This is a genomic window from Bacterioplanoides sp., assembly GCF_965226395.1.
In the GTDB taxonomy this organism is placed as follows: domain Bacteria; phylum Pseudomonadota; class Gammaproteobacteria; order Pseudomonadales; family Oceanobacteraceae; genus Bacterioplanoides.
Genome location: NZ_OZ245358.1, coordinates 384796 through 407705, shown reverse-complemented (window position 1 = coordinate 407705; position 22910 = coordinate 384796). Strand labels below are relative to the sequence as shown.

At 48.0% G+C, this 22910-nt stretch carries 21 protein-coding genes; 15 read left to right on the top strand and 6 right to left on the bottom strand.

What is annotated here, in order from left to right:
• The first annotated feature begins 12 nt into the window (after positions 1–12).
• Complete coding sequence (gene flgL, locus ACO05E_RS01835; protein ID WP_419811305.1) at positions 13–1251, top strand: flagellar hook-associated protein FlgL; 1239 nt, start codon at positions 13–15, stop codon at positions 1249–1251.
• Between the two features lie 179 nt (positions 1252–1430).
• Here flgL and ACO05E_RS01830 read toward each other — a convergent pair whose 3' ends face one another.
• Both ACO05E_RS01830 and ACO05E_RS01825 read right to left on the bottom strand, forming a co-directional pair.
• Entirely contained in the window at positions 1431–2630 is a 1200-nt protein-coding gene (locus tag ACO05E_RS01830) for a cation:proton antiporter (protein WP_419811304.1), read from the bottom strand.
• A gap of 33 nt (positions 2631–2663) precedes the next feature.
• Positions 2664–2984, bottom strand: a complete 321-nt coding sequence (locus ACO05E_RS01825; protein ID WP_419811303.1) for a hypothetical protein — start codon at positions 2982–2984, stop codon at positions 2664–2666.
• A gap of 71 nt (positions 2985–3055) precedes the next feature.
• Between ACO05E_RS01825 and ACO05E_RS01820 the strand changes: the two genes are divergently transcribed.
• The 3 genes from ACO05E_RS01820 to ACO05E_RS01810 all read left to right on the top strand — a co-directional run bounded on the left by ACO05E_RS01820 (position 3056) and on the right by ACO05E_RS01810 (position 7854).
• The gene (locus tag ACO05E_RS01820; RefSeq protein WP_419811302.1) at positions 3056–4378 is read left to right on the top strand and encodes a DsbA family protein; all 1323 of its coding nucleotides are present in this window, start codon (positions 3056–3058) and stop codon (positions 4376–4378) included.
• 44 nt (positions 4379–4422) lie between these two features.
• On the top strand, positions 4423–6030 hold the full coding sequence (locus tag ACO05E_RS01815; protein ID WP_419811301.1) for a hypothetical protein: 1608 nt from the start codon (positions 4423–4425) through the stop codon (positions 6028–6030).
• 297 nt (positions 6031–6327) lie between these two features.
• Positions 6328–7854, top strand: coding sequence for a hypothetical protein (locus ACO05E_RS01810; RefSeq protein ID WP_419811300.1), 1527 nt, complete (start codon positions 6328–6330; stop codon positions 7852–7854).
• A gap of 67 nt (positions 7855–7921) precedes the next feature.
• Here ACO05E_RS01810 and ACO05E_RS01805 read toward each other — a convergent pair whose 3' ends face one another.
• Complete coding sequence (locus ACO05E_RS01805) at positions 7922–8287, bottom strand: YybH family protein (protein ID WP_419811299.1); 366 nt, start codon at positions 8285–8287, stop codon at positions 7922–7924.
• Positions 8288–8430: 143 nt separating this feature from the next.
• Here ACO05E_RS01805 and ACO05E_RS01800 point away from each other — a divergent pair, with 143 nt between their 5' ends.
• From ACO05E_RS01800 to ACO05E_RS01770, 7 genes are all read left to right on the top strand, one after another.
• Positions 8431–9321 (top strand): LysR family transcriptional regulator, encoded by an 891-nt coding sequence (locus tag ACO05E_RS01800; RefSeq protein ID WP_419811298.1) that lies wholly within the window; start codon positions 8431–8433, stop codon positions 9319–9321.
• An 88-nt stretch (positions 9322–9409) separates the two neighbouring features.
• Complete coding sequence (cmoA, locus tag ACO05E_RS01795; RefSeq protein ID WP_419811297.1) at positions 9410–10162, top strand: carboxy-S-adenosyl-L-methionine synthase CmoA; 753 nt, start codon at positions 9410–9412, stop codon at positions 10160–10162.
• 308 nt (positions 10163–10470) lie between these two features.
• On the top strand, positions 10471–11469 hold the full coding sequence (gene cmoB / locus ACO05E_RS01790) for a tRNA 5-methoxyuridine(34)/uridine 5-oxyacetic acid(34) synthase CmoB (RefSeq protein WP_419811296.1): 999 nt from the start codon (positions 10471–10473) through the stop codon (positions 11467–11469).
• Between the two features lie 226 nt (positions 11470–11695).
• Positions 11696–12904 carry an efflux RND transporter periplasmic adaptor subunit gene (locus ACO05E_RS01785; protein WP_419811295.1) on the top strand — a complete coding sequence of 403 codons (1209 nt, stop codon included), beginning with the start codon at positions 11696–11698 and terminating at the stop codon, positions 12902–12904.
• A 23-nt stretch (positions 12905–12927) separates the two neighbouring features.
• Positions 12928–16098, top strand: a complete 3171-nt coding sequence (locus tag ACO05E_RS01780) for an efflux RND transporter permease subunit (protein WP_419811294.1) — start codon at positions 12928–12930, stop codon at positions 16096–16098.
• Between the two features lie 178 nt (positions 16099–16276).
• Positions 16277–16618, top strand: coding sequence for a hypothetical protein (locus ACO05E_RS01775; RefSeq protein ID WP_419811293.1), 342 nt, complete (start codon positions 16277–16279; stop codon positions 16616–16618).
• 195 nt (positions 16619–16813) lie between these two features.
• A complete protein-coding gene (locus ACO05E_RS01770; RefSeq protein WP_419811292.1) occupies positions 16814–17242 on the top strand; it encodes a GIY-YIG nuclease family protein in 429 nt (142 codons plus the stop codon).
• 117 nt (positions 17243–17359) lie between these two features.
• Here ACO05E_RS01770 and ACO05E_RS01765 read toward each other — a convergent pair whose 3' ends face one another.
• Complete coding sequence (locus tag ACO05E_RS01765) at positions 17360–17659, bottom strand: HigA family addiction module antitoxin (RefSeq protein ID WP_419811291.1); 300 nt, start codon at positions 17657–17659, stop codon at positions 17360–17362.
• A gap of 11 nt (positions 17660–17670) precedes the next feature.
• Entirely contained in the window at positions 17671–17943 is a 273-nt protein-coding gene (locus tag ACO05E_RS01760; protein WP_419811290.1) for a type II toxin-antitoxin system RelE/ParE family toxin, read from the bottom strand.
• 130 nt (positions 17944–18073) lie between these two features.
• Between ACO05E_RS01760 and ACO05E_RS01755 the strand changes: the two genes are divergently transcribed.
• The gene (locus ACO05E_RS01755) at positions 18074–18550 is read left to right on the top strand and encodes a hypothetical protein (RefSeq protein WP_419811289.1); all 477 of its coding nucleotides are present in this window, start codon (positions 18074–18076) and stop codon (positions 18548–18550) included.
• 97 nt (positions 18551–18647) lie between these two features.
• On the top strand, positions 18648–19715 hold the full coding sequence (locus ACO05E_RS01750; RefSeq protein WP_419811288.1) for a hypothetical protein: 1068 nt from the start codon (positions 18648–18650) through the stop codon (positions 19713–19715).
• 71 nt (positions 19716–19786) lie between these two features.
• Here the strand turns inward: ACO05E_RS01750 and ubiM are convergent, their stop codons facing one another.
• Positions 19787–20980: a 5-demethoxyubiquinol-8 5-hydroxylase UbiM gene (gene ubiM, locus ACO05E_RS01745; RefSeq protein WP_419811287.1), complete on the bottom strand. Its 1194-nt coding sequence runs from the start codon at positions 20978–20980 to the stop codon at positions 19787–19789.
• Positions 20981–21126: 146 nt separating this feature from the next.
• On the opposite strand from ubiM, the gene ACO05E_RS01740 reads away from it, so the two are divergent.
• Both ACO05E_RS01740 and ACO05E_RS01735 read left to right on the top strand, forming a co-directional pair.
• Positions 21127–21831: a VC0807 family protein gene (locus ACO05E_RS01740; protein ID WP_419811286.1), complete on the top strand. Its 705-nt coding sequence runs from the start codon at positions 21127–21129 to the stop codon at positions 21829–21831.
• Between the two features lie 48 nt (positions 21832–21879).
• Positions 21880–22890, top strand: coding sequence for a DUF3080 family protein (locus ACO05E_RS01735; protein ID WP_419811285.1), 1011 nt, complete (start codon positions 21880–21882; stop codon positions 22888–22890).
• The last annotated feature ends 20 nt before the right edge of the window (positions 22891–22910 follow it).

Here is a 22910-nt window from a genome sequence, read left to right as displayed (position 1 = left end):
GGTAATTATATTATGCGTGTTTCCACTCTTCAGACATTTAATATCGGCCTGAATAATATTTTAAATAATCAGACCGCAGTAAATAATACCCAGCAGCAGGTATCAACCGGACGCCGGGTATTAACACCGGCGGATGACCCGGTTGCAGCTACCAAAATTCTGCAGCTGCAGCAGGACCTGGCGCTGCGGGATCAGTTTGACCGTAACCTGACGGCGGCAGAAACCCGCCTGCGTCTTGAAGAAACCAGCCTTGCTTCGATTAATACCTCGTTAACCCGATTGCAGGAATTAACGGTACAAGCCGGTGGCGGCTCGTTAACCATTCAGGATCGCCAGGCCATTGCCGCTGAGGTTGATGAAATTCAGCTTGCTCTGGTGGATTTATTTAACACCCGTGACCCGAGTGGCGAATTTATTTTTGCTGGTTTTAAAGGGCAAAACCCGCCATTCGAACGCCAGGAAAATGGCCGTTATGAATATCAGGGAGATGAAGGTCAGCGGATTTTACCCATTGGCCCATCCACCAATGTGATCACTGGCGACACCGGAAAAAGCTTATTTGTGGACGTTGAAGCGGCAGATAACAGCTTTACCACATTTGAAAACCCGATTAACAACGGCACTCTGAATATTAACTCCGGGCTGGTGGTCGATCGTGATCGTTATGAGGAATTTTATCCGGACGATATTGTCATCACCTTTAATTCAGAGTCTGAAATTACCCCGCATGGGCCAAACTTTACCGTACGTCGGCAATCCGATAACCGGGTGGTTGATGGGCTGGTGAATGTTGGTTATAACCCCAGCTCGGATGTGGTGGCTGCCGGGATTTCTTTCTCCTTAACCGGCGAGCCTCAGCCGGGCGACGAAGCACTGATTAAATCCACGCCGAAGCAAAGTATTACCGATACTATTTTTCGTCTGGAGCTGGGATTAAACACACTGGAAGATAATCCAACGGACTCGGCTACGCTGGATGCACTGATTGCTGACACATTAACGAATTTAGAAAATGCTCAGACCTCTATTTCGGAAGTCCGTAGTCAGGTGGGTGCGCGTTTAAATATTGTGGATAACACCCGTAATTTATCGGCGGATATCGAGTTAGTGAACCGTGAGGTGTTGTCGGAGCTGGCGGATGTGGATTTTGCCGAGGCGGTCAGCCGTTTGTCTTTGCAGTCGTTCTTATTAGAGGCGGCGCAGCAGAGCTACACCACCATTTCGCGTTTATCACTGTTTAATCAGCTATAAGACAGCTGCATAAATGAGCCCTGGCAGGCTGTTGAAAAATGCTTCTGAGGCAGCCAGAGCAAGCGGAACGCCGCCCGGGCAAAAATCAGCGAAAACGCGCAGTTTATAAGTAATAAATGAGCATTTCGAGCTGATTTTTAACGCAGTTATGGCAACGTAAGTAGTTTTTCAGCAACCTGCTAGCGCTGAAAGGCTTTGATCCAGAACTTGGTCGAGGCTCCATGCAGAAAAATACTCAGCAGAATCGCTACCACCGATGTAGCGGCAATGGTTTGCAGCGTTTCGGAATTCTGGTCAAAGCCAAATTCTTCCATCACCAGTAACAAATACAGCACGCTGGCAATACCGCGCGGGCCAAACCAGGCCAGAAACAGCTTTTCTTTGAGGTTTAAGCGGGTGCCGGCCAGACTCAGCCAGACGGGCAGCATACGCGCCAGCGTTAAACTGAATAAGGCATAAACCAATGTATTCCAGTTGATATATGGCCAGGCCATTGGGACAAAAATAACGCCAAAAATAAAGAATACCGCTAAGGTCAGTAATTCACCTTCCGCTTCGCCAAACTCTTTCAGGCGCTCAATGACCACTTCGTGTTGGGTCTTTAAAAATAACCCGGCCAGGAAAACGGCAATAAAGCCATTACCATGAAAAACCTCCGCCAGACTAAAGGCAATAATTGCCAGACTGATGGATGACAAGCGTTGATAAACCGGAGAGATCCAGTCTCTCTGACAAGCAATATTGATCAGATAGCTGCCAACACGGCCAACGAGAACACCAATAATGGTGCCGGCAATCAGTTGTGTGGCAATAAATTCTCCCCAGTAAGCACCGTCTAACTGATCGCCACCACTAAGAGAGTGTAACGCCAGCGCCATTAATAAAATGGGTAAGGCAATACCGTCATTTAAACCACTTTCAATATTCACCGCTTCGCGCAGGTTATGGTTAATACTCTTCTGTTCCATCACGCTCTGGGCCAGCGCCGCATCGGTTGGCGTGAGAATAATCGCCAGTAATAACGCCGCCACCATACCGATAGGTAATAACCAATAAGCGAATGCGGCACCGGCAATAATCGTCAGCGGCAAGCCAATGGATAACAGGCGTAACGGGAAATATTCAAATTGGCCCAGATGCTTTAACTGCACCTGAGAAGCGTCGGTAAACAGCACCAACGCCAGAGTTAGTTCGGCAACAAAAAAGATGCTGCTGTTATCCGGACTGCCACTGATCAGAGACAGTCCCAGTGGGCCACAAATAACGCCCAGCAGGGTAAAGATCATTGGTGCGGTGATATCGGCCTGCTCGATCCGACGAGCTAATAAACCGTAAAAAAACAGCGCAACGGCTACCAATAATAAAATTGATTCTTCCATTTAAAGTCCTTGCGGGTTATCCATTGATGTCGGTTAATCCTCCCAGATAACGCGCAGAGGTTCACCAAAATCATCGTAAATTATCTTTTTACGAGGGCGTTTGACGGTAGCCGACTTCTTGACAGGCTTGCGGTTTTCCTGACGGCGTTGATCAATATCGTTGAGTACGTGCTCAACCGGAGTGCGCTCTTCTTTGGGTTTTTCAAAGCCGAGAGAGCGGTCATTGTAGCGACCATTCACCAGTCCGGTTTCACCCCGGGCCAGTTCTTTGACTTCACCACCTTTGCGCAAAAAATCCTCAACTTCCTGGTTGATCTGATCTCTGACGTCGTTTTTGCTCGGGCGTTTGTTCATCAGAATAGGATAACGGCTTGGTGGCTGATCGGTTAGTATAACGCACAAATAACAAGAGTAGCCGTAATCTTATGACTGTTAAAAAGCACATTCAGCGTTATGCCGCCCGGGCGCTCAGCAGCCGCGGGCTTAAAACCTTCAGACGTACTATCTGGCAGGTGCGCCAGTCGTTAACCGCCGGGCAACCGCTGGTGGATGTGTGGTTACGTGCAGATGACCCGTACAGCTACCTGCTGGTGCAGGTATTACCGCAGTTACAGCAACGATTTTTAGTGAATTGGCGCTTCCGGGTTATTGCTACCCTACAGGATGATATGTATCCGGAACCGCAGATGTGGCAGAAAAACTCGATACAGGATGTCGCTTTGCTAGCCGGTTTATATCAGTTGCAGGCGCCCGAACGAGAACCGCTGTCTATTGCTCAGGTTGAAGTTGCGACCGGGCGGTTATTACAGTTACAGCAGCAGGCTGTTGATTGGTCAGCGGTTCGCCAGGTGTTTGATGATTTATGGCAAGGACAGTCACAGCCTGCTGAACCATTGAGTGCAGAGCAACAGACTCTGCTTGCAACCAACGAACAACAGCTGGTACAGGAAGGGCATTACCTCAGTGCCACCCTGAAATTTCAGGGTGAGTGGTATTGGGGGCTTGATCGGTTGGTGCATCTGGAGCAACGGCTGAACCAGCTAAAACTGAATCAGGGCTCAGCGATACTGCAATTTGATAAAACTTATGCAAATTTCTGTCGCTCTTACGAAGAAGCCGAATCGCACTCTCAGCAACATCAACAAGCGCAGCCACTGGTTTTATATTTTTCTGCCCGCAGCCCGTATTCCTATCTGGGTTTGGAGCGGGTCGCGCAGCTGGCTCAGCACTACCAGATTCCCCTGCAGGTAAAACCGTTATTACCGATGTTGATGCGTGGCCTGAGTGTGCCGCGGGCAAAAACTTTTTATATTTTTGGTGATATCAAACGCGAAGCCGATAAACTGAGTCTGCCTTATGGTTTTGTGGCTGACCCGCTTGGTGTTGGCGTTGAACGCTGTTATGCGTTATTTGAATACGCTGAGAATGAAGGCAAGGCGGTGGAGTATTTGCTTAGCTTTGCCCGCGCCGTGAATGCCGAAGGTATTATGGCGGAAACCGATCAGGGCCTGAAGCTTATCGTTGAACGTGCCGGGTTAAGCTGGGATAAGGCCGCTGCAATTCTGGCACGGGATGATTGGCAAACGGCCTGGAGTGACTGGGCTGAAGCGAATCGTGTGGAAATGATTGAGCAGGGTCAATGGGGTGTGCCCAGTATCCGTTATGGTGACTTAACGGTATGGGGCCAGGATCGTATTGAGTTTATTGAACAGGCTATTCGTCGTCATCTTGGCCTGGAAGACCACTAATTTTATTTAGAACTTGTTAACACTACTTAGAGCAGGGATCGTTTATGAAGAAGCACTCGCTACCCGCAAATAAAAGATATAACCCGGACCAACGTCGCCGTGACGGTAACGTGACCAGTTGGATTTTCACTGGCGTTGGTATATTGCTGGCTATTTCAGCACTGGTTAATAATTCCGATAAAAACTTTCTTGCCGGGCTGCTTGCCGCGATTTTTTTTCTGGTTGTGTTTGGTGGTATCGGACGTTTTATTAAACGCCGATCATTAAAACACGTGGATCTGCATCAGGAGCTGGAGCAGATTCGCACTCAAGGGATCGCCAGTGATCAGCGCAGTAATTATAAACCGATAATGATGGTGGCTGCGTTGTTCTCGGTGCCAGGTCTGCTGATTTTATTCAAGGGCTTATTAAATTGGGACTTTGGTGGTGTGGTAGGCTCGCTGTTTTTGTTAGTCGGCGGCGGTATATTTACTTACGCCTATAAGAAGAAAAAAGCCTACCAGATTATCGGCCCAAGCATTCTGATTCCCGACCCGTTACCGCCGGTGATTGGTCATCAGTTGGGTGGTTCATTTTCTCTGGCGGCTAAACCCGATAACGGCCTGACCTTGCGCCTTAATTGTGTGCAAACCTATACAACCCGGCCGGGCGATAATCCCATGCGCCATTTTCATAACCACCCAAGAGGCCCGGCCGATAACGAACGTCAGATTCAGACGATTATGCTTCATCAGCAGGAGGCGCAAGCAGTTTTTAAGGATAGAGATAGAGACAAAGATGAAGGTGAGCAAATCGTTTCATTTCGCTTTGAGTTACCCGATAACTTGCCAGAAACCGGCAACGAGTCTTCTCGTGGAACCATTCGCTGGGAGTTGATTGCCGAAGGCAAGGTCAGCGTGCCTGGTAACAATGCTTCGGGTAATCAAATTGATGAACTGATGAACTTTAAACGCAGCTGGGAAATTCCGGTGTTATCGTTGGCCTATGCCGAGGCATTGGGTCTTGAGCTAACCCCTAATAAGTCAATTCATAGTGAGTCAGGCGCTGATGACGTTGAAGCACCCAAGCCTCAGTCGGACAATGCCCGGGCTGAGTTACTTCAGCAAGCTAACGAAAGTGTTGAGCGCCAGATTGAAATGGTCACTCAGGCTGACGGTGCAACCAAAATTATCAGCGAAGCTGGCCGTAATAAATCGATGTCGACTGTAGCGAAGTGGGTTGGTGGTGTATTTGGCTGCCTTGGCCTGTTTTTGTTTTCTCGCATTGAGGTAAATCCATCCCTTTGGATTAGCGCACCGATACTTACCCTGTTAGGTTGGGGTGCATTTGCTTACGGTGTGTTTTTATCTGGCCGTAAGCTGGAAGCTCATATTAAAGATGGCCAGGTGCAGATTGTGCGCAGCTTTTTTGGATTGTCGTTGTATCTGCGTAAAGGTCAGATTACTTCCCCTTCCCAATTGGAATTAGTTATGACCATGAGCTCAACCACAAATAATGTAACAACCGAATATATGACGGTGTATGCCAATATTGAAGGTAAAAAAATCAAACTGGCAGAAGGTATTGAAGGGCGTATGGCGGGTGAAGCCATGCTGAATAAAATCAAAGCGGCATTAACTCAAACGCTTAATGATGAGCTAGGGCAGCTCTGAATAATTCTGCACAGCTTCGCGCGAGTGCTGCCGGATGAGTTTGACAAGGCAACGATTGAAGAGAATGACGAGTCCTTTTCAAAATCGTTAACACAGTCAAAGCATTCGGCAGCCCGCGCCCTACGGGGCTTGCTGAAAAAATCCAGCTCGGTGTTGCTACTTTTTGACGTAACCCGTTATGCCTGCAAAGTAGCGCCTTGATCTGATTTTTTTCAGTAAGCCGAAGCGGGCACTGAATTAATCAGAGGTGCCCTAGTTTAATACCTGATCGTTAAAGCGTCGTTAAAGGAATCAATGATGGCACAACCACTTCCAGCGAATAAAAAATACAATCCAAAAAAAGGTCGTATTGGCGGTGTTATCTTTGGCGGTATTTTTGCAGCCACCGGCTGCGTTGCTGCTGGTGGAATATTGTTTGATGACCATCAGGATGATCTTTTATTCCGTTTGCTGATGGCAGGTTTCTTTCTACTGGTCTTTGGAGGATTAGGCGTATTTCTGATTCGCTATGCGCTGAAAAAAACCAACCTGCAGCAAGAGCTGGATAAAATTCGCCGTGAAGGCATCGCCAGTGACCAAAAGAGCGGCCATAAGCCATTTATGGTGTTTGCACTGATATTTTCGTTGCCGGGTATTGGTGTTGTGTTAGCAGGTTTATTCAATATGGATGCCGGTGCTTTTGCCGGATTTCCTTTTTTGTTGATCGGCCTGGGCTTGCATGCCTATGGTAATAAACAGAAACGTACCTATCAGATTATTGGCCCTACGCTGCTGAAGCCAGATCCGCTACCGGTGGTAATTGGACACCAGTTTGGTGGTTCGTTTTCTTTGTCGGCAAAGCCGCGCAATGGCCTGACCCTGCGATTAAGTTGTTTGCATACTTATTCATCGGGTTCTGGCGATAGTCGCACTACCCACACCTCGGTACTGCATCAACAGGAAACCCGGGCTTATATTGAAGCCGGTGCTGGTGGTCAGCAACATATTCGGTTCCTGTTTGAATTACCGGATGACCTGCCGGAAAGCGGCTGTGAGTCGTATCGAGGAACCGTCAGTTGGCAATTGACCGCTGAAGGGCAGGTGACAACAGAACGCAAAGTGCCGGGCACTCAAATTGCCGAATTAATGGAGTTTAAACGCAGCTGGGATTTGCCGGTGTTGTCTCTGGCGTTTGCCGAGGCGCTGGGTATTCAATTAAGTCGCAGTAATGTTGCCATTCCAGAACAGCATCAGCAGGAAGTACGTGCAGAGCAGCGTCAGCAAGCCAACGACAGTGTTGAACGTCAGATCGATATGAGCACTCAGCCCAGTGGTGCTACTGAAATCATCAGTGAAGCCGGACGCAATAAAAGCATGTGGGGAGTGTTGTTAGCTGTTGGTGCTATTTTCGGCGCGATTGGAGTGTTTTTGTTTTATCTGGCACAACAGAAAGGTGGTGAACTGTGGTTCATGGCATCGGTGTTTTCCCTGGTGGGCTGGGGCATGTTCTTTTTTGCCCTGTTTTTATTAGGGCGTAAGTTGGAAACCTATATCGACCCGGATCAGGCAGGTGGCTGCCGGGTGCGTATTATCCGCAGTGTTTTTGGTCGCCAGTTGTATCAGCGCAATGGACGTATTACTTCGCCATCGCAGCTGGAATTAAAAATGACCATGAGTTCCACCTCTCAGGATCATGTTAAAACCGAATATATGGCGATTTATGCCAACCTTGACGGTAAAAATATCAAACTGGCAGAAGGTATTGAAGGCAGTATGGCGGGTGAAGCCATGCTGGCAAAAATCAAAGCGGCATTAACACAGCGACTTGACGATGAGTTGATTTAAAATCTTTAGCTCTAGCTCAGACCTGAGGGGACGCTCCCCTCAGACCATTGATAATTTTCAGGCGTTATTAGCCCTGCGCTTCAAATTCATCTTCACGCAATTTAGCGCTGCCATCTTCCTGTAGTACCCACAGCTCTTTATGAATAACGCCACCGGCTTTGTTCATCTTCCAGTCAGATGATAAAACCGCGCTGGTGTCATCAATGATTTCGATTTTTGTGTTCAGATATTCGATATCAGAAAACCCATCTGCAATCAGTTGTGCCCAGAAGCCCTGAATCGCTTCAGTTCCTTCAAAGGTACCAAATGGGCGGGCGTGCATAACCGAATCAGCTTCGTATTGCGCGGCACAGCCTGCGGCATCTCCGGCATTAAAGGCATCTTTCCAGCGTTGGCTGGCGGCATTTACGGCATCTAATAATGTCTGGCTCATGGTGGTGTTCTCCAATATCAATGATCGGCAGTAAGTGGATGTATTCAGGTTAAGCAAAACGATCTTTCGGAAAAACCGGGTTTTCAAGAAACCATTGTTTGACTAAATTAAACAATAATCGAAATATTCAGAGACAAAATACGATGCAGGATCACCTTCGCCATATGTTGTTATTTCGTACCCTGGTGGATGCCGGAACACTCACCGCAGCGGCGGAGCAGCTGAATCTGTCGAAATCGGTATTAAGCCAGCACCTGAAAGCATTGGAGCAGGCGTTGGGAGTACAGCTATTACAACGAACAACACGCAAGCAGATACTGACGCCAGCCGGGCAGGAGTTTTATTGTCGTTGTGCCGATATTGAGCATTTGGTGGATGCCGCCTGGCAAACGGCACGGGATAGTCAGCAGGGCTTGTCTGGCCCGATTCGTATCACTGCACCTTATGCATTAATGGATTCTGTTGTCGCTCCGGCAATCGCCAAACTGGTGGTACAGCACCCGGATATTGAGCCGGATTTAATGGCCGAAGATAAGCAGGTTAATCTGATTGAACAGCGTATTGATCTGGCTGTTAGGGTCGGGGAGTCACCGGACAGCCGTTTACGTCAGCGGCGTATTGGACACTTTACGGAAACACTGGTAGCCAGTGACCGCTATTTGCACAATGCTCCCGCCGTCACTCCCGAAAACAGTGAGCAACACCACTTTATTCGTAACGCCTGGCAAGGGCCGCGCACGGCTGTCACCCTGATGGATAAGCAACACTCTCAGACGTTCACCTTGCGCGCCAGCCGTCATGCCAACAACCTGAATGCAGTACTGGCATTAGCCCGCTCGGGTGCGGGTTTGGCTTATGTGCCGCAGTTTCTGTTGTCAGGTGAACCGTTATTACAACAAGTGCTGCCGGGGTGTTACAGCCCGGAGGTTAATGTGTATGCCATCCATCCTTATCAGCCCGTGCCGCGTTTGGTGCAGCAGGCGATTCAGGAGATTGAAGGCACCCTGCAACGCTTGTGCGGGGATGATGTCTGATAACACGCCATTCTGTTAGAATGCGCGGCCAAACACTGTACGACAATCTGCACATCGTCGTGTGCGCAACGAGAGACCTTCATCACTGATGAACCAGCAACCAGAACACGAAACCGACCGTATTTACCAGAATGATCAGGGAGAAGTGGCTAACTTTGCCTTTGATAACGCTGTTGCTCGGGTCTTCCCGGATATGATCAAGCGCTCGGTGCCGGGCTACGCCGAAACGGTGGCGATGTCGGGTGTGATTGCCGGACGTTATGCCCAGCCAGATTCCAATCTGTACGACTTAGGCTGTTCGCTGGGAGCGGTGACGCTGGCAATGCGTCATGGTGTTCAGGCCAATGCGGAACTGAGCGGTTGCCGCATATTAGGGATTGATAATTCGCAGTCCATGGTTGAACGCGCCGGGCATTATATTGCGCTGGATGATTCGGATATTCAGGTTGATTTGTTGTGCGATGATATTTGTACCTATCCGCTGGAAAATGCCTCACTGACGGCATTAAATTTTGTGCTGCAGTTTATTCCGTTAGATCAGCGGCTGAATTTATTAACCCGCATTGCTGATGCCACTTTGCTAGGTGGCGCGCTGATTTTGTCGGAGAAACTCTGTTTCGATGAACAAGAGCAACAATTACAAACCGATTTACACCACGACTTTAAACGCGCCAATGGCTATTCGGATTTGGAAATCGCTCAGAAACGTGCCGCGATTGACAATGTACTGATTCCGGAAAGTGAAGCCGTGCATATCGAGCGTTTAAAAGCGGCTGGTTTTTCTAAGGTGATTCGCTGGTATCAGTGTTTTAATTTTGTATCCTTTTTGGCGGTGAAGTAATTCAGAGAGCTTAAAACGTCAGTGCTTTATAAAATTTTCTTGCCGGCGCGCAAAAGCCACGTCCATGTGATGGTTGCGCGCTCGCAGCATCCATGCTGCTTCTTCAGAAAACTTTATAAAACACTGACTGCTTTAATTATGGATGCACCGACTAAACAATTTCTGAGATATTGAAGAATGAAGGAATAGGGATTCTTTTTATAGCAGCAACAGGATGTTGCGGGCCTATCGCAGGCACAAGGATGTGCCTTACGATAGGTGCGGCTAAAAGAATCCCTATTTCTTTATTCACGGTTAAATAAGTAAAGATGAAAGAAAATATCCTCTCCTGGTTCGACGAACTCACCACGTTTATGCAAGACGGCAAGCTGGCCCCGTGGGCTGACGTGCTGCCGCAGCAAATGCAGGAAATCCTGATTGATAAAGAGCACGGTGACCAACAGCGTTGGCTGGATGCATTAAATAGCCTGCCGCCGATTGAGGATGTTGCCGCCGATTTAACCGCGCATGACCTGTCACTGAGCAGTGAATTGATCAGCGATGAGCAGCAACAGCAGGTACACGATGGCTTAAAAGGCTTAATGCCCTGGCGTAAAGGGCCATTTCGCTTCTTTGATACCTATATTGATACCGAATGGCGCTCAGACTGGAAGTGGGATCGGGTATTGCCGCATTTATCGCCGCTGAAAAACCGGGTGGTGCTCGATGTGGGTTGTGGTTCGGGTTATCACATGTGGCGCATGTTAGGTGAGGGCGCTTACCGGGTGGTTGGGGTTGATCCATCGCGTTTGTTTTTAATGCAGTTTCAGGCGATGAAGCGTTATCTGCAACAAGCTCAAGGCGAGCCAGTGCGAGCCGATTTATTACCGTTAAAAATGGAAGACGTACCGCCACGTTTAAAAGCCTTCGATACCGTGTTTTCGATGGGTGTGCTTTACCACCGTAAATCACCACTGGAACATCTGCAGGAATTAAAAGACGCATTAAAACCCGGTGGTGAGCTGGTGCTCGAAACTCTGGTAATTGATGGTGGCTTGGGTGACACCTTAATGCCGGAAGACCGCTACGCCATGATGCGTAATGTCTGGTTTTTACCCTCCACCGAAACCTTATTGCTGTGGTGTCGCCGGGTTGGCTTTAAAAACGCCCGGGTGGTCGATTTAAATCAAACCTCACTCGATGAGCAGCGCAGTAGTGAGTGGATGCAATACAATTCACTGAAAGATTTCCTCGATCCAGATGATGTCAACAAAACCGCAGAAGGTTATCCGGCACCATTGCGTGCAGTGGTGATTGCTGAAGCCTGATTTATCGTTATAGCAAATTCCGGCTTTGCCGTTGGATATGGCCTGTCGAGGTGGGGGGTATGGCAATAATGCCCCTTGCTGAGACTTAATAAGCAGTAACGACTCAATAGTCATAAAAAAGTTCCATTGATGGAACAAAGCTGTTCTATTGGTGGTTATTGTTGTTTGATTTCTACACGAGTACAGTGATCTTCTATTTTGGGAGGTCCTTTACGGGAAAATAGGTATGAAATCATTCAAGCTACTTTTACCAGCGTTTCTGGTACCAGCACTTTTAACGACGGTGACTTTGCTATCCGGCTGCTCACAAGAACCGCAACCAGCGGCACCTGCAGCTCAGCAATTACAACCCATCGATGTCGCCACCGTGGTTACGGCTGACGTGGTTGACTGGAGCAACTTCACCACACGGCTACAGGCACCTCACGCGGTGGAATTACGCCCGCGTATTAATGGTGTAATTGAGTCGATCGAATTTATTGAAGGTTCCCGGGTGAATAAAGGGGACTTGCTGATCAAACTCGACCCACGCCCGTTTGCCGCTGAAGTTAATCGTTTAAGCGCTCAGCGCGATGCCGCCGCAGCGGCTTTAAAACAAGCAGAATTAGAAGAAAAACGCAGCAGCAGTTTACGTAAAAATAAAGCCATTTCAGCAGAAGCCGCTGACGCCCGGGTATTCTTGGCGCAGCAACGTCGGGCTGAAGTGGCCTCGGTAGAAGCGGCTCTGGAAGCGGCACGTTTAAACCTGGAATTTACCGAAATTCGTTCCCCGCTTGATGGCGTCACGTCCAACGCCTTTATCAAACCGGGTAATACCGTTAGTGCTAACAGCAGTGTGCTGACCAATCTGGTATCCACCGATCAATTGCACGCATTCTTTGATATTGATGAACGCACCTGGAATGCACAATTTGCTGATGTAACCGCAGCGACCAAGCTGGCGGTGTACCTGCAATTAACCGGCGAAACCGGTTACAGCCATCAGGGCGTACTGGATTTTATTGATAACCGCGTTGACTTTAATACCGGCACCTTGCGTGTTCGCGCGACTTTTTCGGCCGATAGCCATCAGTTACGCCCGGGATCGTTTGCCCGGGTGCGTATTGCCCCACATCAGAAAACCAGCAGCATTCTGGTGCCGGAAAGTGCCATTGGTACCGATCTGAAAAATCGCTTTGTGTTAACAGTAAACAATGAAAATACACTGGAATATCGCATTGTGACGCTGGGTGCGCGCTTTGGTGATTTACGTGTTATTAAAACCGGTTTAAGCGATGCTGATCGTATTGCCGTAAATGGTCCGGCGCGAGTTGGCCCGGGTATGCCGGTTCAGCCGCGTGAGGTAACGATTGATACTTCGGCACTGGAAAATGCACCGGCTCAGACGCGACTTCACACCACCACTGGCAGCCATGCGCTGGCAGCGGCTGAGTAACTGAATTCCGGAGTCGAATGTTTATGAATTTCAGCCACTTTTTTATTAATCGCCCCATTTTTGCCTCGGTGTTGTCGCTGCTGATTTTAATTGGCGGCACCATTTCTTTATTCCAGTTACCTATCAGTGAATACCCGGAAGTGGTGCCTCCGACTATTGTGGTAACGGCCAATTACCCGGGCGCTAACCCAAAAGTTATTGCCGATACCGTGGCCTCGCCGCTGGAGCAGGAAATGACCGGGCTGGACGATATGCTGTATCAGTCGTCTCAGTCGACCGCTGATGGCCGGATGACATTAACCGTCACTCTTAGCCTGGGAACCGATCTGGATAAAGCCCAGCAACAAGTACAGAACCGGGTGAATACCGCCTTGCCACGCTTGCCGCAGGAAGTGCAGCGTTTAGGAGTAACGGTTGAAAAAGCGTCACCCAACCTGACCATGGTGGTGCATTTATTATCGCCAGACGGTTCACGCGATAACAGCTATCTGGCCAACTACGGTGATCTGTTTGTGGAAGATCAGCTGAAAGCCGTTGAAGGGGTGGGTAATGTTCAGCTGTTTGGTGGTGGCAGTTATTCCATGCGTTTATGGCTGCAACCAGAAGCACTGGCTGAGCGTCGTTTAACCGCTGGTGATGTGGTGCGCGCGGTGCGTGAGCAAAACCGTCAGGTGGCGGCCGGTACCTTAGGCGCACAACCAACGGTACGTGAAAACCAGTTTCAGATTCTGCTGAATGTTCAGGGGCGCTTAAGTACCGTTGAAGAATTCGAGAATATTGTTATTCGGATTGGTGAGCAGGGTGCCATTACCCGCTTAAAAGACGTTGCCCGGGTTGAGCTGGGTGAAAACACCTATTCACTGCGTTCTTTATTGGATGGCCGTAATGCCGTTGCCTTGCCGGTGTTCCAGCGTCCGGGTTCCAACGCTATTGCGTTGTCGGATGCGGTGCGCGCCAAGATGGCCGAGCTGTCTGAAAATTTCCCGGCCGGGGTTAGCTACGACATCGTCTACGATCCAACCGTTTTTGTCCGTGGCTCGATTGATGCCGTAATTACCACCTTGTTAGAAGCCATTGTGTTAGTCGTGCTGGTAGTGATTTTATTCCTGCAAACCTGGCGGGCATCAATTATTCCATTAATTGCGGTACCGGTATCTTTAATTGGTACCTTTGCGGTGATGCAATGGTTAGGCGTGTCGATTAACACCTTATCCTTGTTTGGCTTGGTGTTGGCGATTGGTATTGTGGTCGATGATGCCATTGTGGTAGTGGAAAATGTCGAACGTAATATCAGCGAAGGTTTATCGCCGGTCGCTGCTACCAAACAAGCGATGAGTGAAGTAACCGGGCCAATTATTGCGATTGCGCTGGTGTTATGTGCGGTGTTTATTCCAACCGCCTTTATTCAGGGGGTGAGTGGTCAGTTTTATAAGCAGTTTGCGTTAACCATTACCATCTCAACGCTGATTTCTGCTTTTAATTCCCTGACATTATCACCAGCATTATCAGCCATTTTATTAAAAGGCCATGATGATGGTACTCCGGAAAATAAACCGGATGCGTTAACTCGTGGCATGAACGCGTTATTCGGGCGCTGGTTATTTAATCCGTTTAATCGTCTGTTTGATAAAGGCTCTAACTTGTATGAAGGGCTGGTGCGCCGGTTAATCCGTTTTGGTGCCATTGTTGGCCTGATTTATGTGGGTTTATTGGCCTTAACCGGCAAAGTATTTACCGACGTACCAGGCGGCTTTATTCCGGCTCAGGATAAACAATATCTGGTTGCCATGGCGCAATTGCCGGATGCTGCCAGTTTAGATCGTACCGAACAGGTAGTGCGCGAAATGACCGGCATCGCCTTAGCAACACCGGGCGTTGCTCATGCGGTGGGTTTTCCGGGGTTATCTGTTAATGGCTTTGTGAATGCCTCGAACGCCGCCATTGTTTTTTTACAGCTTAAATCGTTTGAAGAGCGTAAAGGCGATCCGGCACAAAATGCCTTCGCCATTGCCGGTGGATTAAATGCTCGTTTTGCCACTATCGACGAAGCCTTTGTTGCGGTATTTCCACCACCGCCAATTTTGGGCTTGGGTACCACGGGCGGCTTTAAAGTTCAGCTGGAAGATCGCGGTAACTTAGGTTTTGACAGCTTATTTGCCGCCTTGCAGAAAGTGCAGGGTATGGGCTGGCAAGACCCGGCTTTAACCGGCTTATTCTCCAGCTTCCGTATTCAGGTACCGCAGCTGGATATCAGCGTTGACCGTGAACAAGCTTTACTACAGGGCGTGCCACTTAACGAAGTGTTTGAAGCGCTGCAGATTTATTTGGGTTCGGTGTACGTTAATGACTTTAACCTGTTTGGCCGCACCTATCAGGTGAATGCTCAGGCGGATGCTCAATACCGTTTAGACCCGGAGCATATTCTGCGCTTAGAAGTGCGTAATAGCGCCGGTGAAATGGTACCTCTGGGTGCCATGGTGGAAATTACGCCAACCACCGGGCCAGACCGGGTGATGCGTTACAACGGCTATATGAGTGCCGAATTAAACGGCAGCCCGTCACCGGGTTACAGCTCAGACCAAGCGCTGGCAGCGATGACCAAAATCCTCGATGAAAACCTGCCGGAAGGCATTGCCTACGAATGGACCGAAGTGACCTATCAGCAAATTCTTGCCGGTAACACTATGGTGTATATCTTCCCGCTGGTGGTACTGCTGGTGTTCCTGGTATTGGCGGCTACTTATGAAAGCCTGACCTTACCAATGGCGATTATTTTAATTGTACCGATGACAATTTTATCCGCCTTGTTAGGGGTGGCGATTGCTGGTGGCGATAACAATATCTTCACCCGAATTGCGCTGATTGTATTGGTGGCACTGGCCTGTAAAAACGCCATTCTGATGGTTGAATTTGCCCGTGATCGTAATGCCGGAGGCTTATCACGACTGGATGCCATTTTAGAAGCGTGCCGCTTACGACTGCGCCCAATTCTGATGACATCCATCGCCTTTACCGCGGGTGTGGTACCGCTGGTACTGGCAACCGGCGCGGGTGCTGAAATGCGTCAGGCTATGGGGGATGCGGTATTTGCCGGAATGCTCGGGGTGACTTTCTTTGGACTGCTGTTTACACCAGTGTTTTATATGGCGATGACCGCCTTTTCCAAAGAGGCGAAGAAAGAAGCGGGAAGTTAATTTCTGATTGCTTCGGCTCTTACAGAAAACCGCCTGTTGTCGTGAGATAGCAGGCGGTTTTTTGTTTTGGAGCTAAGGTATAGATATTTCTTACTGCGAGGATACATAATAAAACTTTCAGCCGTATAAGGTTGGTGTACCTTACGCGGTAGACGGCCTACGAGGTCGCATTATTAAAATGTTAGCTGCATTGGGAGTATATATGCATAGCAATCCGGGGACAGAGCTGAGAGGCAATCAAGAGCTTTCAAAAAATGTTTATTTCATCGATGAAAATGGGAATAAAGTTCAGCCAATATTTCAAAGGGATACTGATACGAATGTTCGTTCTTATCGTGTCTATATCCTTGGTGGAAATACTAAAGCAATTGATAAGGACGTCTTTTGCTACAAAGAATTAGCCATTCTATTAACTGAGGGACATTCAGTGCGGTGTAGACTACCCAATGGAGATTCAAGCAACAGAAAGTTAAATTCTAAAGATATTGTGAAGCTGTTTACTGAAATAGAACGTACATAAAAATCATTAAAATTTAAGTTGGCTTCTGCTCCGGTTTTATATGTGTCTATGGCGCTTTTTTGAAAGAGACGAAGAAATAATCGGAGAGTGATGCTGACGCTCTTTGTTCGAAATTGCTTGTTGTTGTGAAATAATAGGCTGTTTATTTTGTGATTGTTTTCTGATTCTTCCTAGATAAAGATGTGATTTTTCATAATGAAATTAAAATTTAAGATATATCAGGATGAGATTACCTACTTCATTCAAGGAAAGATCACACGACGAATTAAGATAGGTAAAACTACGACTACGGTTGGAGAGCGGTTAAGGACGTTGCAAACCGGATCACCAGATGAGCTTGATATCATTGGAATTTGTTTTGGACCTGGTTTAACAGAGAGGTATCTTCACGGTATGTTTTCATCAAGTCGTCTCCATGGCGAATGGTTTTCAGAGACTCCCGATTTATTAAAATTCATAGAAAAGAATAGTATTAGAGATGAACTTGCGTTTAGCTGGGCTTACTGGAAGATAAAGGAAGGTTTTATTACTTTTAATGAGGCCGTTGCTATGGGAAACGAAAGGTTGGAGTATGAAGCCGAGCAATCACTTAGAGATACGGTCAATAAGCTTCCGACGCTTTAAGTGATTGAAGGGCTAGTTAGTACGCTTTATTCTTCTGATATAAAGAAATCAAAGAGATGGGGCAGTAGTTTGGAAGCCAGTGGCGTGAATCAGCCATGCGACTCAAGAACATGAAAACTAAATCGCGATTTTGTCACAAGGAATAATCTCATCAAGCGCTTGCGTATCGGCAGTTTTTAAGTCGTAAGCCGACTGCCAGTTAAGCCAGTATTCGGCAGAAGTTTTGAAATACTTGCCAAGTCGCAAAGCAGTATCAGGTGTGATAGCTCGTTTCTCTCGAACAATATCGTTAATCCGCGGTGCTGGGACGCGCAATGCCAGCGCCAAAGCGTTAGCAGACATACCCAGGGGTTCAAGATAGTCTTCTCGCAAATGTTCACCTGGGTGAATAGCGCGCATTTTGTTATCAATACTCATACTGTATCCTCTCAGTGGTAATCGGTGATTTCAATGTCAACCGCTTCGCCATCTTCCCAGCCAAAACAAATGCGGTATTGCTTGTTAATACGAATGCTAAATGACCCTTGCCTGTCGCCTCCCAGCGCTTCAAGGCGGTTGCCTGGTGGTGACCGCAAGTCGTCTACATTGGTAGCCATATCAAGTGCTTGTAGCTTACGCTCAGCGACCGGGGCGAATGCCGAAAACTGCTTAACAAATTTGCCGTTAAACAGACTTTCAGTCTTTTTGCACTTGAATTTCATATGAGGCCTTTGCATCAACTTGTGTTTATTGTATAACGAGTCTCGTTAAATGCAAGCCGTTAATCTCCTTCAATACAGCGATAGCGGCTTGTAGGAGAAGGGCTAACTAAATGAAGGGTAATAGAGCAATATGAAAATATTAAAGCACTTCTGCATAGTTTACTCAGCACCAATCATACTGATTTTGCTGGTTCTGAATATTGTAGTTAACTCAGAAAAAGTTACCGAAGGCGATATATTACTGATCTCCCTGGTGCCAATGTTTGTATGTGCCTATTTTTACGTTTTATTTTTAAACCCACCATACCAATGGCTAGATGATTATTATTCAAAAAATCAGGATGACGTCGACTCTTTTTTTAGTAAGTTCAGCAAGGTCGCGTTAGTACTGTTTCCGCTTTTATATTTTGTGGTTATCCCAGCTTTTTTACAAGAAGGCTATCAACGCGTAAGCAATGATCGAATGGCGCAATTAGATGGTTCCCATCACTATAGGAAAATTGATCAAGTTAGCCCGAAAGGTGGAGTGGCCAAATTGAAGTGCATTGATCAGGAAATAAATGGAAAGAAAATATCGAGATGTTATGAAGTGATTGAAGCTCCCTGACTTTCGGCGCTGGCGATTATTGATATTTATGTACATAATAATCCCGCGAAAGCGCGAATCCGCTATACAGTCTTAAACCCATGAGGGATTCTGGTTTATGGAAGTATCAAAAAAAGAAGGGAAGGTTCTCAATAAAGCGATTGACTGCTGGCTCGAAACCGATGTTATCTCTGAAGCAGAAAGCCACAAGCTAAGAGCCTCATACACCGTCATGGCTTTCGATTGGAAGCGGGCGGCTAAATACTCTTTCTGGTTAGCCATATCTTGTATCGTTATTGCAATATCCTCCGCATTGGCCGATGAGTTTATTCTTGAACTGCTAAAAATTGTCTTTAGTGCACCTGATTCCGTCAAATGCATTGGCTTTGCGACTCTCTCTGCCGGGTTGTATTTTCTGGGCATTCAAAAGAGGAATAAAAACCCCGGTAAAATCTATAGCAATGAAGCTGTCTTTTTTCTGGGAGTACTGTCTACTGCAATAGCGATTGCCTTCTTAGGTAAGTCACTGGACACGGGCAGTGGGCACTTTTCATTGCTGCTGCTATTGGCGGCGATTGTATATGGCGCTCTGGGGCTTTGGTTCTCGTCAAAACTGATCTGGTTATTCTCTCTGATTTCACTGGGAAGCTGGTTTGGGGCTGAAACAGGCTATGTATCAGGCTGGGGTGCTTATTACCTGGGCATGAATTACCCTTTGAGATTCGTTTTTTTTGGCCTGGTGTTGTTAACTGTAGGTTCTTATGTCTTCCATCAATGGCAATCCAGGCGAGAATTCTTGCAGCCAACAAAAGCGATGGGGTTACTGTATTTATTTATAGCGCTTTGGATTATGTCTATTTTTGGCAACCACTCAGACCCAGAGGTGTGGATCGAAATTAAGCAAATTGAGTTGTTTCACTGGTCTTTGTTTTTTGCATTGGCAGCCATTGCAGCCATCTATCATGGTGTGAAATATGACGATGGCATGACCCGGGGCTTTGGCCTTACCTTTATATTTATTAATCTGTATACCCGATATTGTGAGTATTTCTGGGATGATACCAACAAAACAATATTCTTTGCCGTATTGGGCTTTAGTTTTTGGTATGTCGGGACCCGGGCAGAAAAAATATGGCAAATAAGTCTGATCAAGAATCTGGCAGGCCAGGGCGATCGAAAGCCATGATTATTCTATAAAAAAGGCAGAATCATCTGCCCAAATAATATGCTCAGCCTGCTAGCGCTTAGTAATAGCTTCTAGCGTTCCTGAATTAACCGCTGCGTTACCAGCTTTTTAAACGGTGACAGACGGTTACCAATGCGCAGCGCTGCGTTACGCGCCACCTTGGCCAGTGGGTTGTCATCAGTAAATAACTGAACCACCACATTAGTGCCGTCGTAAACCGGTTTGCTTAACAGTTTATGGCGGATTTCATAATTACCGAGTACCCAAGCCGAACCAATATCCTTGCCCGATTGTTGGGCTTTAATAATCTGGCTGGCCAGGGTATCCGCCGAGCGCAGGCCGAGGTTATAACCGTGTGCGGTTACCGGGTGCATTCCCACGGCGGCATCACCAATCAGGGCAAAGCGCTGGCCAATAAAGCGGTTCGACATAGCACCAACCAGCGGATAAGAATGTCGTTCGCTGAGTAATGTCATTTTGCCTAAGCGATGGTCAATCATCTGCTCGGCTTCGCGGGTAAAGTCTTCATCGCTAAGGTTATTCAGCTCGGCTGAGCGCGCCGATGGCGTGGTAATCACAATTGATGACTGGTTTGGCCCCAGTGGCAAAATGGCACAGGTACGGCCGTAGAAGAAACATTCACGGGCGGTGTGTTCGTGGTCTTTTTCGTGCTCCATATTGCACACCATCATCACCCGGCCATAGTCTTTCATCTTGGCGGAGATGCCCATCATACGACGGACCGCCGAGAAGCGGCTGTCAGCGGCAACAACCAGTGCGGCGCGTAATGTTTTGGTTCCATCAGTTGTCTCAAGTTCGACCACGCCGTCGGCCGCATTGGTATGTACATTGGTGACATTGGCTTGTGTTAACAGCTGAATATTGTCGTGCTGCTGCACCTGCTGATACAAGGCACGGCGAATCTGATGATTAGCAACGAGATAGCCCAGCGGTGCATGGCTATCGTCACTGCGCTCAAAATGCAGTGTGTAGGGCGAATCACCGTTAATCACTTTGGCATCTTTCAGTGGATGTACGGCCTCTGGCGGAAAGCGCTGCCATACGCCCAATTCTTCGAGAATGCCTTTAGAGAGGTGGTTCATGGCGATATCACGCCCATCGAACGGCGCATTGGCAATCGTTTCCAGTGGTTGCTGGTCAATCACACAAATCGACAAGCCAGAACGTGCCAGGCACAGTGCAACGCTCAGCCCGGCCGGGCCTGCGCCAATAATGGCAACGTCCGGATGATTCAGTTCAAGCATGATGGCAACCTCGGCAATAATCGTATGATTTAATCGCCGTAAAGAGTAACAGGTCTTACTCGTGCCAGGCTGACTTCGATCAAAGGTTCTGTCTCTATCCGAAGGCCGTTATACTCACTGAAAATTGAAACACATCAGGACGTTTTATGGCCAACCCGGCAGAGCAACACAGTAAGCCAAAGCACAGCTTTTTCAGTAACTTGATGTTTAACATCGTGATTCCAACCCTGATCCTGACCAAAGCCAGTGGCGACGATATGTTAGGGCCAACACTCGGGGTGATTTGTGCACTGGCATTCCCGCTGGCGTTTGGTGCCTGGGATTTACGCGGCGCTGGCAAAGTCAATGTGTTTTCAATTCTGGGTGTGGTCAGCGTATTATTGACCGGCGGCATCAGCCTGCTGAAATTACCACCGGAATACATTGCCATTAAAGAAGCGCTGATTCCGGGTTTAATTGGTGTGGGTGTGCTGCTGACGCTGAACAGCAAATATTCGTTGATCCGCCTGATTATTCTGAATGAAGAAATTCTCGATGTGGCCCGTCTTAAACAATTAGTGGTTGAGCGTAATCAGGAAGACGCTTTTAACAGCCATCTGAGCGTGGCGAATAAAATTGTTGCTGCGTCTTTCTTTTTATCGTCAGCGCTGAACTATGGCCTAGCGCGTTATATCGTTACCAGCCCGGCCGGCACCCCGGAATATAATGAGCAGCTCGGCACCATGACGGCGTTGAGTTACCCGGTGATTGTATTGCCAAGTATGATTGTGCTGGGGATTGCCATCTGGTATCTGTTTAAACAAATTAAAGAAGTCACTGGCCAGGGGCTGGAAGACTTTATGTACAAATAGCCGGTGACGGGGAATAACAGGCTTATGCTCAGATTGGCGTGTTGTTTTATGGTTGTGTTTTTTCTGAGCGGGTGCAGTGAACCTCTGGCGTCCTTGTCGGAGGATTATCTGCAACGAATCAGCCGGGTTACGGGTGAGTCTCTGCCGGATATCAGTGATGGTGCAGAGCTTGAACAGCCCGACTCCGCATTATTTTCCAGCCTTCCCTTAGCGGCCAGCAGCGTCACCTTGCTGGATTTTCTGAAACTACAATCCTGTTCGCTGGCACAAACTCTGGGTTATAAAAACAGCCAGTTAGGCAAGGTTGCCAGCCCCAGCCAGCAAATGCACCTTGAACGCGATATCCTGATTCACCTGCCGGACTGTATTGCTCAGATTCAGGATGCGCAGCCAGAGCTGGCTGATACCCTGCAGCAGGCGTTACAACTAAAGCAGCAACAACGCATGAAAGTGTGGTGGAATGCCTGGTTTAGCGATGTTGAGTGGCAGCACTACCGTTCCGGTTCCGGGCAAACCATTGAGCAAGGTGGTGCCGAACCCGGGCATTTATCAGCCGGGTTGGTGGCGCTGGATTATGCCATTGAGCAGGGGCGTGGCTGGCAACAGCAGAATTATGCTTATGACAGCCAGCGCATGGAATTGGAATTACAACAGCTGCTGTTAGCTGAATCCTTAGGGCGCTGGCGCAACAGTTTGAACAAACTAACGACCATGCTGAATCGGGCGGCGCAGTTACTGGAGCAAACCCAGGCCAAGCAAACCTTATGTCGGCAGGGCGTTGAGCAGCGTGAAGCGACCTATCTTAAAAACGTGTTTCAACAAAAGTATGTCGCTGAGATTCAGCCCTATCTGGCACGGGTCTATCGCTTTGGTAATGAATTAATGCCAAGATTGCAGCAGCTGCAGGAGCTTGCCCCTGAGCAGTCTGGTTATTCGAACTGGTTGGTTAATCTTGCCCAGCGAAAACAAGACTTTGAGCTGGCGAATAAACGCCATGTGAAAGCCTGGCAACACTGGCTGGCCGAATGTGGTGCTATGCCCGGTGTAAGTAATGGATAACAGCATCATCAAATAACAAC

Excerpts from the sequence above, each read along its gene's own strand:
- ACO05E_RS01780 (WP_419811294.1), top strand. The coding sequence starts at position 12,928 with ATGAATTTCAGCCACTTTTTTATTAATCGCCCCATTTTTGCCTCGGTG.
- ACO05E_RS01775 (WP_419811293.1), top strand. The coding sequence starts at position 16,277 with ATGTTAGCTGCATTGGGAGTATATATGCATAGCAATCCGGGGACAGAG.
- ACO05E_RS01765 (WP_419811291.1), bottom strand. The coding sequence starts at position 17,659 with ATGAGTATTGATAACAAAATGCGCGCTATTCACCCAGGTGAACATTTG.
- ACO05E_RS01760 (WP_419811290.1), bottom strand. The coding sequence starts at position 17,943 with ATGAAATTCAAGTGCAAAAAGACTGAAAGTCTGTTTAACGGCAAATTT.
- flgL (WP_419811305.1), top strand. The coding sequence starts at position 13 with ATGCGTGTTTCCACTCTTCAGACATTTAATATCGGCCTGAATAATATT.
- ACO05E_RS01735 (WP_419811285.1), top strand. The coding sequence starts at position 21,880 with ATGGTTGTGTTTTTTCTGAGCGGGTGCAGTGAACCTCTGGCGTCCTTG.
- ubiM (WP_419811287.1), bottom strand. The coding sequence starts at position 20,980 with ATGCTTGAACTGAATCATCCGGACGTTGCCATTATTGGCGCAGGCCCG.
- ACO05E_RS01830 (WP_419811304.1), bottom strand. The coding sequence starts at position 2,630 with ATGGAAGAATCAATTTTATTATTGGTAGCCGTTGCGCTGTTTTTTTAC.
- ACO05E_RS01750 (WP_419811288.1), top strand. The coding sequence starts at position 18,648 with ATGGAAGTATCAAAAAAAGAAGGGAAGGTTCTCAATAAAGCGATTGAC.
- ACO05E_RS01755 (WP_419811289.1), top strand. The coding sequence starts at position 18,074 with ATGAAAATATTAAAGCACTTCTGCATAGTTTACTCAGCACCAATCATA.
- ACO05E_RS01810 (WP_419811300.1), top strand. The coding sequence starts at position 6,328 with ATGGCACAACCACTTCCAGCGAATAAAAAATACAATCCAAAAAAAGGT.
- cmoA (WP_419811297.1), top strand. The coding sequence starts at position 9,410 with ATGAACCAGCAACCAGAACACGAAACCGACCGTATTTACCAGAATGAT.
- ACO05E_RS01800 (WP_419811298.1), top strand. The coding sequence starts at position 8,431 with ATGCAGGATCACCTTCGCCATATGTTGTTATTTCGTACCCTGGTGGAT.
- cmoB (WP_419811296.1), top strand. The coding sequence starts at position 10,471 with ATGAAAGAAAATATCCTCTCCTGGTTCGACGAACTCACCACGTTTATG.
- ACO05E_RS01785 (WP_419811295.1), top strand. The coding sequence starts at position 11,696 with ATGAAATCATTCAAGCTACTTTTACCAGCGTTTCTGGTACCAGCACTT.
- ACO05E_RS01820 (WP_419811302.1), top strand. The coding sequence starts at position 3,056 with ATGACTGTTAAAAAGCACATTCAGCGTTATGCCGCCCGGGCGCTCAGC.
- ACO05E_RS01770 (WP_419811292.1), top strand. The coding sequence starts at position 16,814 with ATGAAATTAAAATTTAAGATATATCAGGATGAGATTACCTACTTCATT.
- ACO05E_RS01740 (WP_419811286.1), top strand. The coding sequence starts at position 21,127 with ATGGCCAACCCGGCAGAGCAACACAGTAAGCCAAAGCACAGCTTTTTC.
- ACO05E_RS01805 (WP_419811299.1), bottom strand. The coding sequence starts at position 8,287 with ATGAGCCAGACATTATTAGATGCCGTAAATGCCGCCAGCCAACGCTGG.
- ACO05E_RS01815 (WP_419811301.1), top strand. The coding sequence starts at position 4,423 with ATGAAGAAGCACTCGCTACCCGCAAATAAAAGATATAACCCGGACCAA.
- ACO05E_RS01825 (WP_419811303.1), bottom strand. The coding sequence starts at position 2,984 with ATGAACAAACGCCCGAGCAAAAACGACGTCAGAGATCAGATCAACCAG.